Source organism: Mucilaginibacter sp. P2_A5, from assembly GCF_056404995.1.
Genome location: NZ_JBFUCY010000058.1, coordinates 1 through 16,560, shown reverse-complemented (window position 1 = coordinate 16,560; position 16,560 = coordinate 1). Strand labels below are relative to the sequence as shown.

Annotated in this window: 7 protein-coding genes; 1 reads left to right on the top strand and 6 read right to left on the bottom strand. The window is 43.2% G+C overall.

All coding sequences use genetic code 11. The features are described 5' to 3' along the window. The 6 genes from AC1DXF_RS28955 to AC1DXF_RS28930 all read right to left on the bottom strand — a co-directional run. On the bottom strand, positions 1 to 1,950 hold a 1,950-nt coding region (locus tag AC1DXF_RS28955), incomplete at its 3' end, for a glycoside hydrolase family 3 protein (RefSeq protein WP_477452170.1). 255 nt (positions 1,951 to 2,205) lie between these two features. Further along, positions 2,206 to 3,663 carry a cellulase family glycosylhydrolase gene (locus AC1DXF_RS28950; protein ID WP_477452169.1) on the bottom strand — a complete coding sequence of 486 codons (1,458 nt, stop codon included), beginning with the start codon at positions 3,661 to 3,663 and terminating at the stop codon, positions 2,206 to 2,208. Positions 3,664 to 4,024: 361 nt separating this feature from the next. Then, entirely contained in the window at positions 4,025 to 5,245 is a 1,221-nt protein-coding gene (locus AC1DXF_RS28945; protein WP_477452168.1) for a glycan-binding surface protein, read from the bottom strand. A 34-nt stretch (positions 5,246 to 5,279) separates the two neighbouring features. Further along, on the bottom strand, positions 5,280 to 6,851 hold the full coding sequence (locus AC1DXF_RS28940) for a RagB/SusD family nutrient uptake outer membrane protein (RefSeq protein ID WP_477452167.1): 1,572 nt from the start codon (positions 6,849 to 6,851) through the stop codon (positions 5,280 to 5,282). Positions 6,852 to 6,859: 8 nt separating this feature from the next. Then, positions 6,860 to 10,021 carry a SusC/RagA family TonB-linked outer membrane protein gene (locus AC1DXF_RS28935; protein ID WP_477452166.1) on the bottom strand — a complete coding sequence of 1,054 codons (3,162 nt, stop codon included), beginning with the start codon at positions 10,019 to 10,021 and terminating at the stop codon, positions 6,860 to 6,862. A gap of 606 nt (positions 10,022 to 10,627) precedes the next feature. Then, positions 10,628 to 14,797, bottom strand: coding sequence for a hybrid sensor histidine kinase/response regulator transcription factor (locus AC1DXF_RS28930; protein ID WP_477452165.1), 4,170 nt, complete (start codon positions 14,795 to 14,797; stop codon positions 10,628 to 10,630). Between the two features lie 858 nt (positions 14,798 to 15,655). Between AC1DXF_RS28930 and AC1DXF_RS28925 the strand changes: the two genes are divergently transcribed. Further along, positions 15,656 to 16,560 (top strand): glycoside hydrolase family 5 protein (locus AC1DXF_RS28925; protein ID WP_477452164.1); only part of this gene is annotated, 905 nt, incomplete at its 3' end.

The window sequence follows — 16,560 nt, the reverse complement described above, 5'->3', positions numbered from 1 at the left end:
CAATACCGAGCAAACCGGATCGCTTACATATAATTGCACAACTTCGGCCCCGGATCTGCTGCCTTTATTTTTGATAGTGAATTTTGCGTGGATGATTTCATCCTTTTTATAGCTTGATTTATCTGTGGAAAGTTTGCTGACAGAAAATTCAGTATAAGAAAGCCCATAACCAAAAGGAAATTGCGGTTGAATTTTCTTGGTATCGTACCAGCGGTAACCAACCAGTATGCCCTCTTTATATTCGGCCGTTGCGCCTTTACCCGGATATGTATCCAGGTTAAACGCGGGTGAATCATGTAACGAAACCGGGAAGGTAAACGGCAGCTTTCCCGACGGATTGATGACACCTTTTAATACGTCGGCCAGTGCATTGCCTGCTTCTGAACCGTTAAACCACGACCAAACAATAGCATGGTTAGTTTTTTTGATTTCATTCAAATCATACGGAGCGCCGGCCATGATTACAATAATGGTATTGGCATTGACGGCCGTGACCGCGTTAACCAGTGCCTGTTCGCCAAAAGGCAGTTCCAGGCTTTTACGGTCATGGGCTTCACTTTCATATTCACGATTGGACCCGATACATAAAATGGCGACATCGCTGGTTTTTGCAAGCGCTACGGCCTCATCAATCAGTTTTTGATCGGGCTGGTCGTAACCACGATTTTTTTCATCACTATTACTTGCCAGGTAGTTTGCTTTATAACCCTGGGCAAAACTGATACTGGCCGTTTTGCCGAACCTTGATCGTATGCCTTCCAAGGCGGTTATTTCATATTTAGCTTTTACCCCTGCGCCATAACCGCCTAAAGCAAATGTACGGATGGCATTATCACCGATGACAGCAATACTTTTAATGTTATCTGCTTTTAAAGGCAACAAATGGTTATCGTTTTTTAGCAGAACGATGGATTCCGAGGCAATAGCATATGCGGCTTTGGTATGCGCCGGCGTAGCGATAGATCCTTTGGGATGGTTAGTACTCATGGAGGTATGGTACATCACCCACAAAATCCTGCGCACCTTATCGTTAATTGTTTTTACCGAAACCTGGCCTTCCTTAACAGCTTTTAGTAATGGCTTAGCAAAATACCACTGATCATACGGCCCGCTTGAGCCCATTTCAATGTCCAGCCCGTTGTTGGCCGCTGCAACGGTATGGTGCGTCCCGGACCAATCTGACATGACCACTCCTTTAAAGCCCCACTCGTTTTTTAGTACTTTATTTAATAAATAGTCATTCTCGGAGCACCAATAGCCATTCACCTTATTGTAGGCCGACATAATGGTGTAGGCATTCCCCTGCTGTACGGCTGCTTTAAATGCCGGGAAATAAATTTCGCGTAAAGCTCTTTCATCAACTATGGTGTTTACGCTATCGCGGTTAAGCTCCTGGTTATTTGCAGCAAAATGTTTTATACAGGCTGCTACATGCTGGCTTTGAATCCCTTTTACAGCCCCGACAGCCAATAGACTGTTCAAATAAGGGTCTTCCGAATAATATTCATAGGTCCGGCCGCAAAGCGGCATCCGGCAGATATTGAATGCGGGTGCAAGCATTATATGCTTTTTACGGGCATTGGCTTCCTCTCCTATAACTACCCCGTATTTATTTGCCATTGCGGGGTTCCAGGTAGCTGCTATCGCCGAGCCATTTGGTAAAAACGTGGCAGAGTCGGTTGTCCAGTTAGCCGAGGCCCAGTCAAAGCGCTTTATTTCTTCACGTACGCCTAAGGGGCCATCATCGCACGTAAGCTCCGGGATACCTAAACGGCTTACGCCCGCCGAAGAAAACAGCGCGTTGCCATGTAGCATGTCTATTTTTTCTTCCAGCGTCATTTTGCTGACGATGCTATTGATCTTTGCTTTAAGCGCAACCTCGCTTTTGTTTTGCGCCGAAGCGCCGCCGGACACTAAAAATGCCATAAAACAGGCAATGGTATATTTCATAAATTATATTTCTTTTCTTCCCATGGATGCTATCTATCTGCGACTGTACTTTTACCGGCAGATGCTTTTAATCCTGGTGATATGGCTTACGGTAAATATTGCTTAGGAAGCCGATGCCTTTAGTTTAAATTTTTTCATATCAATTTCTCTTAAACTTCCTGTATAAACTACCAACCTGTATTGGTTATGCTGATAAATAAAACTGGTATGGCGTAAAAACGCCTGGGCCTTTTGTTAAAAGCCACAGGCATTCATTTATTTACCGCCTGCGTTCAGGGCCACTATTGTACGTTGATCTTTTACTGTATAATTTCGCCTATCTAAAGCGCCGCCTGTATCCCAAAAAAATGGCAGCATCCCGTTGGCTTTGGCTTTTTTTGTAACATAAGTAAGCCAATAATCCACCGCATCGTTATGCGTTGCCAGGTCCAGGGGGACATGCGCTGTATTGTCGCGCCTGTAGGTCCCATATTCGCCCAACAGGACAGGAATGCCTTTATCGGCGAATTTTGTTTTCATCTTGTTGAAAGTGGCATCTACATCGCTCTCTTCGCCAAAGGTGGCGTTACGACCTGGCTCTATAGTAGAATGGTGCCCTGTTCCCCAATAATAGAACATCTTGCCCCAGTCTGCGTCCTCGCTCATCAGGCAGAATTGATATGGAGAATAATAATGCACCTCGACCATCATCCGAGCCGCTGCCTGGTCCTGGGGAAGAGCATTCATCAGGTCATTGGTTTTGTCAATATCTGTTGACGGGCCCTGGACCACCAACACCCGGTAACTATTCCTGCCGCCGGTAGATCGAACCGCCTTTATAAAGGTTTCATGATAGGAAGCAAGTATGGCCATTTGTGCAGCGTTATCCACCGGAGGCTCGTTAGCGCTGGCAAACATCAGGTGTTCGTCAAAATCGCGCATAGTTGTAGCAATCTGCTCCCAAAACGCTTTTTGCTTAGCATTAACCGAATCCTGTTTTACCACGTTAATGTTATTATCTAACCAGCCGTTATCCCAATGTATATTGAGTAAAACATACATATCATTTTTTACGCAGTATCCTACTACTTCTTTTACCCTGTTAAGCCAGTTGGGGTCTATTTGCGCGGTTGCCTGGTTGCTTAAATGTCCCCAATTCCAGGCACATGGAAGGCGAATGGCATTAAAACCCTGTTGTTTCACGAATTTTACATAATCCTCGGTAATTAAAGGATTGCCCCAGCCTGTTTCGCCGGGAGCTTCCAGGGTATTGCCGATATTCCATCCTAACTTCATTTTAGCGGCGAGCTGAACGGCGTTGCTGCTCATCCCGGTTGCATCAGGAGCTTTTGGCGAAGTATTATAAGTTGGATATAGGTTGGCTGTTTGGGACACCGTTACCCTTCTTGATTGACCATTGGATGAATTAATGACCAAAACACCCGAACGTGTTAATCCTGTACTATTTTGTGACAGCGTTGTTAAATGAATGACACTGCTGCCGCTGCCGCCAGATGTAGTGTTTAATTGCAGCCAGGCCGAAGCAGGGTTACTGACGCTCCATGTAGCATTACAGGTAACAGATAAATCCTTTGTGCCGCCTTCAGGCGTAAAAGTTATAGCGGTCTGGCTTGCTGTTAGTTCGGGCGGCGCACTACTTGTCTTTTTACAGGAGAAAAAAGATATAATCGTAATCGGTATTAATAATAATTTCAAAAAAAACTGTTTTTTCATTTTTTACAATGCTTAGTATTTAAATTTTTGCTGATCAATTTCTACAAAATGTTTTTATCCGTCTCCTGCGACGATCTCATTAATGGCCTTTACCACGTTATTATTCCTATCCAAAACTTCTAACCGCATCCTTAAAAAAGGTTTAATAGCATTGGCCAATTGTCAGTAAAATTGCCCTTGCATTTTTAATAGCGAAACTTATTGCCCGGCCTTCATCGTTATGCTTTTTTAAATCTTTAACTCTCGGCTTCCTTATCGGCATGATCCCGGATATTGAAAAACAGAATTGTTGTGGTGTAAAAAATGCCGGGGCCTCTCGGTAAAGGCCCCAGGCATCCACTTATATTCAACTAAAACTCTCTTATTTAATTCTTACTACCCTGATGTTGTCAACAGCTATCTCAGAAGTTTTGATGGTAGTTGTGCCATCGTTAATAAATGTAACATTGATGGCACCCGCTCCCTCGGCCCCAAGCAAATCCGTGAGGCTGGCAGGAGGCGTCCCCGTACCATTATTTGTTCTGAAGTCTGATAGTAGTATGGTTACCGTTTGCCAGCCCTTTGTAGTAAATTGTGTTATTGAACCATTGGCATTCTTCCACGGGCGATAAATGGCCGAATATGTCCAGGAGTAATCTTTAACAATCTGGATAGCACCGGCCGACCATGGCGTAGTTACAGATACTTCAAACTTTAAAGCATAATGGTCCACCGTATCCTTTAAGTTGGCTTTAGGTACCCACTGCGCCCCGTTCGTATTGATAGACCGGCCGCCATTCCACCAGGACCCGTCTCCGGCGCTGATATTAGTTGATTGCAATAGCCCATAATAGCCATTATTACCAGGATAGGCTGCTGAACTGTTAGACGTGCCAGATCCCCATGAAAAGTTATTTACATTATCATAATTATTCAACACGCCTGTTACAAAGTCATGTACTTTATAAACAGAGGTGGCCGAACCTGATTTTGTTGTAACACTTACAATGCCGCCGGTTTGCGTAACCCCCGCAGGTACTGCCAGGCTGATGCTGGTACCATCATTTGATGATTTATAACTGGTAATATTGACCCCGGCATAGGTAACGCTTTTTATAAAGAAAAAGCTTAGGCCGTTGATTTTAACCGAATCGCCAGGATTGGCATCTTCATTAGAAACGCCTGAAATTGTAGGCGCAGGGGCAACAATAGGGAACGAAAACGTAGTTTGCCCATGGTTGGTAATGTACTGTATGGTATTCAGCTTATCTGATGGTACCGAAGGGAACGCGATAACCGCCGGGATTAAGACAATTGCACTGGTATCTGAAAACCATGCATCGTTAAAAGAACCTTTTACCCCGTCAAAATTAATAGCGAGCGCACCTTTCAAATTCTTACCTGAAATTACAACCCACTGGCCCGTACCTACGCTGCTTAAAAGCGAATCACCGGGATGGGCTACATAATTGCGTATAGCGGTAATTATCGGGGTGCCTTTTGATGGTGAAGCATCCTTTTTACAGCCCGGCTGCATAACAACCACCGCGGCAAGCAAGGCAAGCACCAAGCAGCCTTTGATATGATAAATTAATTTTTTCATGATGTTTAAATTATATCAATGATTAAGAATGCTGTTAATAATAAGCTACAGGTTCCTCCAGCAGCTTTGGATCGGCGGTTTGATCATTTGCCGGTATAGGCAGCGTAAATGTGGCGGCTGTGGCCGGGGTGATGATCAGTCCGTTGGGCGATGGCGTTTTTACGCCTGTAGCTTGATTGTAGGAAAACTGCTGCCTTTTTTGACCGTTAAGAGAATTAATGGCGGCCTGCGGTTTATAGTAAGATAGACGAACCAAATCAAACCAGTACTGGCCTTCAAATGCCAGTTCAATCCGCCGTTCTTTCCAGATCATATCAGGCGTAATACTCGTAACCTTACTTACGCCGGCCCTGCTGCGTACGGCGTTAAAGTACTGCAGCGCCTGCGGGTTGGCAGTAGAAGCGTTGTTGCCAAGCAAGGCTTCGGCATATACCAGGTATACATCGGCCAGGCGTAAAACGGTATTGTGCTCGGTTGACGACCAAAGATCCATAGTAGGCGAATTATTATCTGCGGCAGTACCAACAATGTGTTTTTTAACATTTACACCCGTTGCGGTATACCCGCCGTTTGCGGCATTAAGCTCAGGGTATTTATCGCCGGTAAGCATATACGTGGCTTTGCGGCGCACGGAGTCATCCATGCTATACTCGTTGGCCAAATCAAGGGTTGGGCCAATGGCACCGCCCCAGCCACCACCACCGGTAACCAGGCTGCCGCTTGGGGCAAATTGGGCTTGTATATCGTTACCTTGTCCGTAGCCTACGCCTGGCGCCCATTGAAACGCGAACAATGACTCGGGATTATCATTATACTGGGTCCTGAAAAGGTTATAGTAGCTTGGTAAAAGCGTTAAACCACTGGTGTTACACACATTGCCGGCGTAATATGCGGCGCTGTCAAGGTCAGATTGTTTGCGGGTACCACTTTGGCCCAAACCAGCCCGGGTTAAATATACTTTTGCCAGTAACCCCTGTGCCGACCATGTAGTTACGCGTCCCGGCTGGTCTATCTTTGGTAAATTAGCTGCGGCGTATCTTAAATCGTTGATAATGAATTTATAAACATCAGTAAGCTTATGGCGTGGCACCAACGGATTTGCTATCAGCTTATCATTATCTTCAATAATTGGCGCGGCGCCCCATAATTGCGCGATAAAGAAATAAGATGTGGCGCGTATAAACTTCAACTCGCCAAGCGCGCCTTTTTTACTGCTTGCAGCCACACTATCCGGAAGGCTGGTGTTAATGGCTTTTATATTGATGTTGCAATGGGCAACTATATCGTAAAAAGACTGCCATGACTGGGTGATATAAGAGTTTTGGCTTGTAATAGAAAAGGTAGTAAACTGAACCAGATCGGCATTATAAGGCTGCAGCATATTGCCGCTCATGATATCGCCAACACCAAGCAGCGGAAAATTGTTCCAGTTAAACCAGGGCTGGGCATAAAGAGCAGCGGTAGCCAGTCTTAAGTCCGAGCCGCTTTTATAAAAGTTATCTTTGGTTATACCGGTTAAAGGTGGCCGGTTAAGGTAATCCTTTTTGCAGCTGCTTATCATAACGATAAACAGCAGTACCATATTTATTTTTATGAGTTTCATCATCTTGAATTTTAATTGTTTAGCGATACGTTAAGACCAACTGTGTAAACACGCGGCTGAGCGTAATATCCATTATCAATACCTGCTGCCAATGGGTTCCATGAACCAATTTCAGGATCATAGCCGGTATATTTGGTAACCGTGAAAACGTTGGTAACGTTAACATACACCCGTAGCGACCGTAGCTTGATCTTATTTAACAAGTTGTTTGAAAAGCTGTACCCCAAGGCGATACTCTTACATTTTAAAAACGACCCATTTTCGATGTATTTGTCAGAAAAACGCTGGTTATCATTACCACTGCTCTGGCTTATCCGCATAATATTGGTAGATGGGTTTGTGATATATACGTTGTTAATATCTGATGCAGAGCCCGCCGGGTCAATCAGACCAATCTTAGCATAGTTGAGCACAGAGGGGAAATAGCCAAAGTTTTGGTTAGGGTTCTCGCCGTTTACCTTTATCTGGTTATAAACTTTATTGCCGTAATTGCCTACCATAAAAACATTCAGATCGAAATTTTTATAGTTAAAGCTGTTATTGATCCCGTACTGGAACTTAGGTAAAGGCGATCCTAAAAAGGTTTGGTCACGGGCATCAATTATCCCGTCGCCATTAATATCCTTAAAAATAACATCACCTACCCAAACACCGCCTGATCCGGGAGTTATAGGTATCGAGCCGCCTCCGTTTTGGGATAACGCCGGATATTTAGTAAAGTCGGCGGCGTTTTTGTAAATGCCCAATACCTGGTAACCATAAAACTCACCGATTGAGCGGCCAACTACAGTTTTGGTTACCGAGCCGTTTATTGCCGGGGTACCATCAACCAAAGTGAGTACTTTGTTCACGTTCCTGGAAAAGGTAATATTACTGGTCCAGTTAAAGTTTCTTGATTTGACGTTTTGAGTCGACAATGTAAACTCAAATCCCTGGTTGCTCACCGCGCCTATATTTACATAGGGCGCCTGCACCGCTCCCGGCGAATATCCACCCGAAGCGAATGTGCCTGAGTAGTAAGGCATGGTAAGGCTTAGCAACAGATTATTTGTTTTGCGGTAATACGCATCGACAGAAAATCCTATCCGCCCGTTTAACACTGAGGCATCGAGACCAACATTATATGATCTTGTAGTTTCCCACTTGATATCAGGATTACCTGTTGTACTGGTTATCTGCGAGTTACCTGACAGGCCGGTGGCTATTGTGCTTAGTGTTGAACCGTAAGCATATTCGGCGATATTTTGATTGTTTACCAGGCCATAACCAACCCTGAGTTTAAGATCCTTAATAGCCTTTACACCTTTAAGGAAGCTTTCGTGGTTAATTTTCCATGCCAGCGCGCCCGAGTAAGTGGTATTCCACCGGTGCGCTTCGGCAAATTTTGATGAGCCGTCATGACGTACTGTAGCCGTTAACAAATACCGGTCATCATAGGTAAAGTTGGCCCTGCCAAAATAGGCTTCTAATGAGCCCTGTCCTTTAACACCGGTATTGATAGCGGTTGTGGCATCGCCTGTGCTTATCGTTTGCACGTTATTACTTGCAAAATTGGTGCGCGTACCCGAAACACCGCTACTTTTTAGCAATTGGGCTTCGTGCCCGGCCATTGCGTTAACATAATACTTTTGGGCAAACGTATGCTCGTACGTTAAATAATTGGAGATTGAATTATAAAAATTTTGCGCGCTTGTCGCGGTGCCGCTGTTGGTGGTTTTGGAGTAAGCGCCCATAACATACGAGGGATTGAAATAATCCTCGGTGGCAAAGTCGAAGTTTCCGGCTATTTCATTGCGCAGGGTAAGGTCGCGGGTAAATTGTATTTCGGCATAAGCGTTGCCCATTAATTGGTAACGGCTTTTAAAATCCTTTACAATGGTGGCTATAGCGAACGGGTTGGTACCGGTTGCTCCATAAATGTTAGGATCATTGCCACCCCATGTGCCATCGGGGTTTACTACGGCCACATCGGGTGTTTGGTTAAGGGCCTGCAAAATTACCCCGGTATTGGAAGTAGCCACATTTTCGGCTACGTGTGCCAGGTTTAGGTTTATGCCAACCTTTAACCAGTCGGTGGTTTTGTTATCGATGTTTGCTTTTATTGAAGTCCTTTTAAAATCAGAACCCAATGCAATACCTTGTTGTGAAAAATAGGTACCCGATAAATAATACTTTGTCCTGTCATCACCACCGCTGATAGCTAAATTGTGGTTTAGCATTGGCGCTGTACGGTATAGGGCTTTTTGCCAGTTGGTACCTAACCCCATGTATTGCGGATTGGCAAACTGCGGCCGTTTATCGTAACCGATGATGTCACTCTTTTCGTTCATGAAAGTAGCATATTGGCGCAAATTCATTGCATCATAATACTTGGGTAATTTTTGCCAGCCCTGGTAGCCATCATAGCTGATAATTGGCGCGCCGCTGACCCCCTTTTTTGTGGTGATAATAACAACACCATTGGATGCCTGGGAACCGTAAATAGCCGTAGCAGAAGCATCTTTCAACACATTGATAGAGGCTATATCAGAAGGATTGATGCTGGATAGCGGGTTGGTGCCATTACCCGGAATAGCCGATTGGCCGTTTGGCGGTATTTGTACACCATCAATAACATATAACGGCGGTGCGCCCTGGAAACCGCCCAGACCACGAATCTGCACGTTTACATCGCCGCCCGGCTGGCCCGATACCTGCTGTATTACAACACCTGCAACTTTGCCTTGCATGGCCTGGTCAATGGTTGTTGGCTGGGTTTTAAGAAGGTCGGCCGCTGTAACAGATGATATAGAACCGGTAAGGTCGCTTCGTCTCTTGGTACCGTAACCAATTACCACAACCTCGGTTAAATCGTTGGTTGATGGTTTAAGCACTACGTTAATAACCGTAGTTGAGCCTACAAATATTTGCTGGGTAGTAAAGCTTAAAAAACTAAATATCAGCACATCGCCGGGTTTGGCATTAATGGCATAGCTGCCATCCGACCCGGATAGTGTACCTGTTGATGCATTCTTTACTTTAACGGTTACACCGGGCAATGGCCCGGTATTATCGGCACTGGTAATTTTACCTGTAATTTTTATGGTTTGCGCGTAGCCTGCCAGGCTTAGCAACAGCAAAGCCATTAATAGCAGTGCACCATGTCTTATTCTTTTTCGTAAATTTTTTTCCATGTTAATTTGGGTTCATAATTAATTGATAATTGGTTTGTTTATTGGGTTATTGGTTAACTTCTCAGCATTATTTTCCTCCCATCGTATTTATATATTAAATTGAATTCATTGCCTGCGTGCAATGGCCGAATGGCACACTACTAACACTCAGATCAAATAAGATAATTTATGTAAAAAGCCCGTTATTGTTGCAGGCAGCCTACGCTGCCCCATATATGTGGGGTATTAATGATAACTCCAGAACTGTTTTTGGTAACTGCCAGGCAGGCAAATAACAGGCGCTAATAAGTACACGTTTTGGCATAATGCTTAGTTTAATCAGGTTACTATTAAAATTGGTTATGTACCTGCACCATTATAGGATGACAGGCCTGCGGCAGCTATCTTGAATTTATGCCGCTTTGTATAGGTTAAAATTACAAGGGGCACCGCAATCGATTGTTTAAAAATAGGGGCACAAATGTTAAAGCAACTTAACTACCTTATTTTAAGATAGTTAAAGTATTAAACATTGATTTAATGGTAAAAAATCAGAAAAAAACCGACGGGAAGGTTAACAAATTGGGCCAAAAGAAAGGTAAACTCGAAGGCTGTTCGCGATAATTATCAGGCTTTATCAGCCTGTTGTTTGCTTTTTTGCTGGTAAGCAGATGGGAGGCAATTGAATTCGGCTTTAAAAGAGCGTACAAAATACTTCTGGCTTTTAAAGCCTACCTTGTACGATATCTGGGATATGGTTAGCTGCGAATTCTCAAGCAATTGAGCGGCGCGCTTTAAACGGATAGACCTGACAAGTTCTACCGGAGACTTTCCGGTTAATGTGAGCGCCCTTTTATATAATGTAACACGGCTCACACATAATTCGCTACTGAGTTCTTCTACTGAGAAATCGGCGTTATCAATATTTTTTTCGATAATAAGTAAGGCTTTTTTAATAAAAGCTTCATCGAACGACTCGGGCACCACATCTGTTGGCTTGGCATCAAGCTGCTTTTGATAGGTTTTGCGCATATCCTGCTGTATGGCCAGTATGTTTTTCAGTTTGGATAGCAGTATCTCGAAGTTGAAAGGTTTGGTGAGGTAATCATTGGCGCCCGTTTCAAGTCCTTTTAACTGTTGCTCTTCGCCGGTAATAGCGGTAAGTAAAACAACAGGTATGTGCGATGTCCGTTTATCGTTACGTATTTTACGGCAAAGATCTATCCCATTCATTTCGGGCATACTTATATCGCTAACAACCAGGTTTGGGTGCAGGGCAAGGGTTTTTTGCCACCCTTCTTTGCCGTTTGCGGCCTCAACAACATGAAAGATATCGTTTAAATTGTCTTTTAAATAAAAGCGGAAGTCTTCGTTATCTTCAACCAGCAAAACGGTCAGTTTTTTTTCAGCGGCAACAGTTCCGGGTTGTTGCAGCGCCTGTCCGTCGGTCCCTGAAAGTTCTGCCAGGTTAAGCGCGTCGTCGGGCCATTGTTCTTCTGCCTCGGCTGTTAGGTGCACAGGCAGTAAAATGGTAAAATAGCTTCCCTGTCCGGGCTCGCTTTCTACAGATATTTCGCCATTATGCAGCTTTACAAATTCCTTTGTTATTGACAGGCCTATGCCGCTACCCTGGTTAACCATCGATCCGGGAATATCGCTTTGAAAAAAACGTTCAAAAATTTTATCCTTTTTATCCGCGGGAATTCCTATACCTGTATCAATAACCTTTATTTCGAGCATTTGCTGCCCGGGTGTTTGTTTGGTTGATAATAATACGCTCACGTGCCCACCCTCCGGTGTAAATTTAAATGCATTGGAAAGCAGGTTAAATATGATACGTTCTATTTTATCGGGGTCAAAATTGATCACCAGGTTTTCAATTTCCGAGTCGAACACAAACCCAATATGTTTTTTTTCGGCAATATCTGAAAAGGAATAAGACATTTCCTTAATAAAGCTCACGATATCGCCGCTCCGGGCATGCAGCCTGAGTTCCTGAACTTCCATCTTCCGGAAATCAAGCAGTTGGTTTACAAGGTTTAACAGCCTTTTTGCGTTTCTCCTTATCATATTCAATTGCTCGCCCCGCTCTTTATCGGCATCGATAAGCATTTTATCAACAGGCGCCATAATTAATGATAATGGCGTCCTGAACTCATGGCTTACATTGGTTAAAAATTTAGTTTTTAACTGATCAAGCTCCTGCATACGCTTAACCTCCTGCCGCTCCTGTTCAATTAACAACTTTGCTTCCTGCTTTTCTTTCTCTGCTATAAATTGCCTTCTTATCTTTTGTATTCCGCGCCGGCGTATAAAAAACAGGGTCCCGGTTATCAACAACAGGTAAATGACATAAGCTAAAGTAGATTTCCAGAAGGGGGGCAATACCTTTATTTTTAATTTTATATAGCTGGGTTTCCATTTTCCCTCCTGGCCAATAGCCCGTACCTTAAAAGTATAATCGCCTCCATCAAGGTTGGTGTAGGTAGCTTTCCGGATAGCATTGTCTGCGGTAAGCCACCCTTTATCAAAACCTTCCATCATATACTGATGCGTTATTTTATTGGGGTTAAAGAAATTGATGGCGGCAAACTCAATGGTGAACACATTTTCGCTGTGATTCAGCGTTAGCTCCTGCGTGGCCGAAATGGCTTTAGATAATACAACATGGCCGTCAACTGCTTCATTGACTGCTATACTTTTGTTGAATAACTGGAAACCGGTGAAAATTAATGCAGGCTCATCTATATTCGGATGTATACTTAGTGGATCGAAAATATTAAAGCCGTGCGAGCCGCCAAATACCAATTCTCCTTTCTTGGTTTTTAAAGCTGCATTTATACTGAATTCTTTGCCCTGCAGGCCATCTGTTTCATCAAAGCTTTCAAATTGAAACTTATAGGTGCCATTGCCCTGTGTCAACGTTATCCGGCCCAACCCGTTTGATGTACTTAGCCACATGGCCCCCCTGTTATCTTCCAACACATTCAAAACCTGGTTGTCGGGCAACCCGTCCTTTTTCGTCAGCGAGATAAAACGGTTGGTTTCGGGGTTCAATATGCTCAGTCCGTCATTTGTCGCTATCCACATCAGGCCGCGGCTATCCTGCATGATACAATCGATGTTATCGCCAATCAAACTGTTAGGATCGTTGTTCTTTTTATTATAATGTATAACGCCACGTCCGTTTTTTAATATTTCATCTATGCCAAAATACCCCCCTACCCAAATATTTCCGCGCTTGTCTTCAAATAAAGCGGATGTATACCGGCACCTGATATCCGTTTGCTTAAAGGGAGGCAAAAATATTTTTTTGTCTCTGTCAAATGTTTGCAAACCCGCCGCAAAAGTGCCTATCCATAACCGGTTTGACGAATCTTCCAGGATATTCCATATCCGGTCATCAGCAATACTCGTGGGCACCTTGTCGTTATGCTTATAGTGAATAAATTTTTTGCCGTCAAAATGGTCCAGCCCTCCAAAATAGGTACCTATCCATAGCTGCTGATCATGGTCGATACATAGGCTTACAATAATATCGCTGCTGAGGCTATTGGGGTTTGCCGAATCATGTTTATACTGGGTAAACCTGCCTGTTTTTCGATCAAAATAGATTAAACCGCCCCCATTGGTGCCAATCCATAAATTACCTTTTTTATCCCCGGCAAATTTATTAACATCTTCAAAACTAAGGCTCCGGGGATCTGAGGCAAAGTGCCTGTATAACGGGAACCTGATAATATTTTTATGATAATAACTTATCCCCTCTCTGAGCGTACCGCCCCACATAATGCCGGTATTGTCTTTGTAAAGCGATACAGTGTTTTGTCCCAATGACTTTGCATCATCTTCCCTGTTCAGTAAATAAGTAATTTTTCCACTTTTTTTATCCAATAAGTTTATTCCGCCATGATCAGTGGAAATCCATATAAGGCCGTCATCGGCCTGAATTACATTAGTGATGATGTTCGATGTAAGCGGTGTTTCTGCCGATTCTTTTGTAATGTGCCGAAACCGTCCGGTACGGCGGCTGTAATAATAGACGCCGGAATCCATATTGGGGTTAAACATCCAGAGATCGCCTTCGCTATCGATAGTTATCGAGTAGATCCTGCCCTTATTATTAGCCGCTTTTTTAAAAATATCTGTATGATATGTAATTGAATTACGTTTTACATCAAATAGCTCCACTACGCCATCGTCATAAGCAAGCCATATATTGCCACTTGCAACCTGCACAATTCCTGTAACAAAATTTGAATATAATGATGGGTTAGAATTATGGTGATGATAATAACGCGTGGCAGTTTTTTTTAGTTCATTATACCTGTAAAGGCCGGAATCAGGACACAAAAACCAGAAGTCGCCATTCTCGTTGTGAAGTATTTTGGAAACTATTGGATACCCCGGAAGTTTGAAAGGATAAACTACCGACCATACATTATTGTCAAACTGCTCGGTGTCGGGGTCATAAAAGGAATATCCAGCCCGGGTTGTTATCCATAATTTTTTGCCGGGCCCTTCACAAATATTAGTTACATAATCATCATTAATGGAGTTTTTGTTATTTACATCGTGCTTAAATACTTTAAAAGTATAACCGTCGTACCGGTTAAGGCCCGACGCCGTGCCAAACCACATGAAGCCCTTGGGATCTTTAAATATGCAATTAACCTGGTTGTGAGATAGTCCGTTGCTTATATTGAGCCGCGAAAACTGGTATTGGCTGTTTTGCGCAAAATTGTTGGTGCAAGTAAAAAACAACACTGAAACAACAATATAAAGTTTTATACGCATTAAAATTTAGTTGAGATCTTCGAAATCAGGAACCTGGCCCTTGGCAAGCCGGTATACTAAGATAGTATAAAAGTAAGATAAAGTCGTAATTAAAGAGATAAAAGTGTCAGTTCCTTTGTCTGATCACCGGAATATAAATAACGATGAGTTGCCAATGCTATGGTACAGTCATTACCGGGCACTCCGATAATTAAAGCTGTTACAGGTTGCTGCTTAGGAGTCTATCCGATTTTAAAAAGCGGCGAAACATTCTTAGTTACAGTTTATTAAATTAACACTCATTTTCCACACCATTTTATAAATTTTATTTCCGATAAGGCAACTGTTTATACAAAACACCTACAAAATCCATGTTTTTTTCTTAAAAATTAACATTGGACACCCTATTTTCTAACTTTTATCTCCCATCATTAAATTATTTCTTCAGTAGTTTTACTAATCAATTAATGAACCTGGTACCAATTTAACTATTGCTAACTAAAATATGCCCGTTGTTCCAACGGCTGTATTATGTTGACTTTAATTGCATTGTTTCATTAATTGTCCTTCTGCATCGAAAAACAAGATTTAACCAATTAAACATATAAACCGGTTCAAACCCGTTTTATCCTATCGAAAAATGAAACTAATGTTAAACTCCGCCTTATGCGGAATGGCAACTGCCATTTCATTATTTTTTTTAATCCCCCGTTGGCTAAAGGCAGTTATCAACATAACTACCTATACCAATAGCTATATAAACCTTAAAGGCAATGCGATATATATCCTCGTTTTACTTGTTGCCCAACACTTCCATACGCAATTAACCAATTTATTAATAAAGGCAAATTTAAATGCCACCAGTCTAACCATTTTTTTATGAAAAAAACTTTAAGTTATTTTTTATGCATTCTTGCAATCCCGGCATTGACAAGGTGCACGAAGCAACAAACCGCTTCTCCGGATGTTAAGCCRCTYGCTAAAACGAGCACCAAAAAGCTAACCGCCACCAGTTATCCGAGTTACAACATTTCGCCGCTTSCGCCCGATCAAACCGGCGTTTCCAGCACGGCAACTCAGCTTGCTGCAAAGTTCCAGTTAGGTTGGAACATTGGTAACACATTGGAGGCAATAGGCGGCGAAACAAATTGGGGCAACCCTACAGTAACCCAGGCGCTTATTGACCAGGTTAAAAGAAGCGGTTTCACCGCGGTGCGTATCCCTTGCAGCTGGGACCAGTATGCTAATCAAACCACAGCCCAGATTCAGCAAACATGGCTTGACAGGGTTAAGCAGGTTGTTCAGTACTGCGTTAACGATGGTTTGTACGTGATATTAAATGTTCATTGGGATGGCGGATGGCTGGAGAACAATTGCACTACCAGCGCGCAGGCAGCGGTTAATGCCAAACAAAAGGCCTTTTGGGAGCAGATTGCTACTCAAATGCGTGGCTTTGACGAGCATGTGATTTTTGCAAGCGCCAATGAACCCAATGTATCAGACGCTACAGGGATGGGGGTGCTGCTTTCATATCATCAAACGTTTGTTAATGCGGTAAGATCAACCGGGGGGCACAACAGTTACCGGGTGCTGCTTATCCAGGGCCCATCTACAAATATCGACAACTCAAATACATTAATGAATACCCTTCCCACCGATCCGGCTTCCAATCGCCTGATGGTTGAAGTACACTATTACACTCCCTTTAATTTTGCCGGTTTAACCTCCGATGTAAGCTGGGGCACTATGGCCTATTATTGGGGCAATGGATATCTTTCTACAAC

Coding starts and splice junctions, on each gene's coding strand:
- AC1DXF_RS28950 (WP_477452169.1), bottom strand. CDS start 3,663: ATGAAAAAACAGTTTTTTTTGAAATTATTATTAATACCGATTACGATT.
- AC1DXF_RS28945 (WP_477452168.1), bottom strand. CDS start 5,245: ATGAAAAAATTAATTTATCATATCAAAGGCTGCTTGGTGCTTGCCTTG.
- AC1DXF_RS28940 (WP_477452167.1), bottom strand. CDS start 6,851: ATGATGAAACTCATAAAAATAAATATGGTACTGCTGTTTATCGTTATG.
- AC1DXF_RS28935 (WP_477452166.1), bottom strand. CDS start 10,021: ATGGAAAAAAATTTACGAAAAAGAATAAGACATGGTGCACTGCTATTA.
- AC1DXF_RS28930 (WP_477452165.1), bottom strand. CDS start 14,797: ATGCGTATAAAACTTTATATTGTTGTTTCAGTGTTGTTTTTTACTTGC.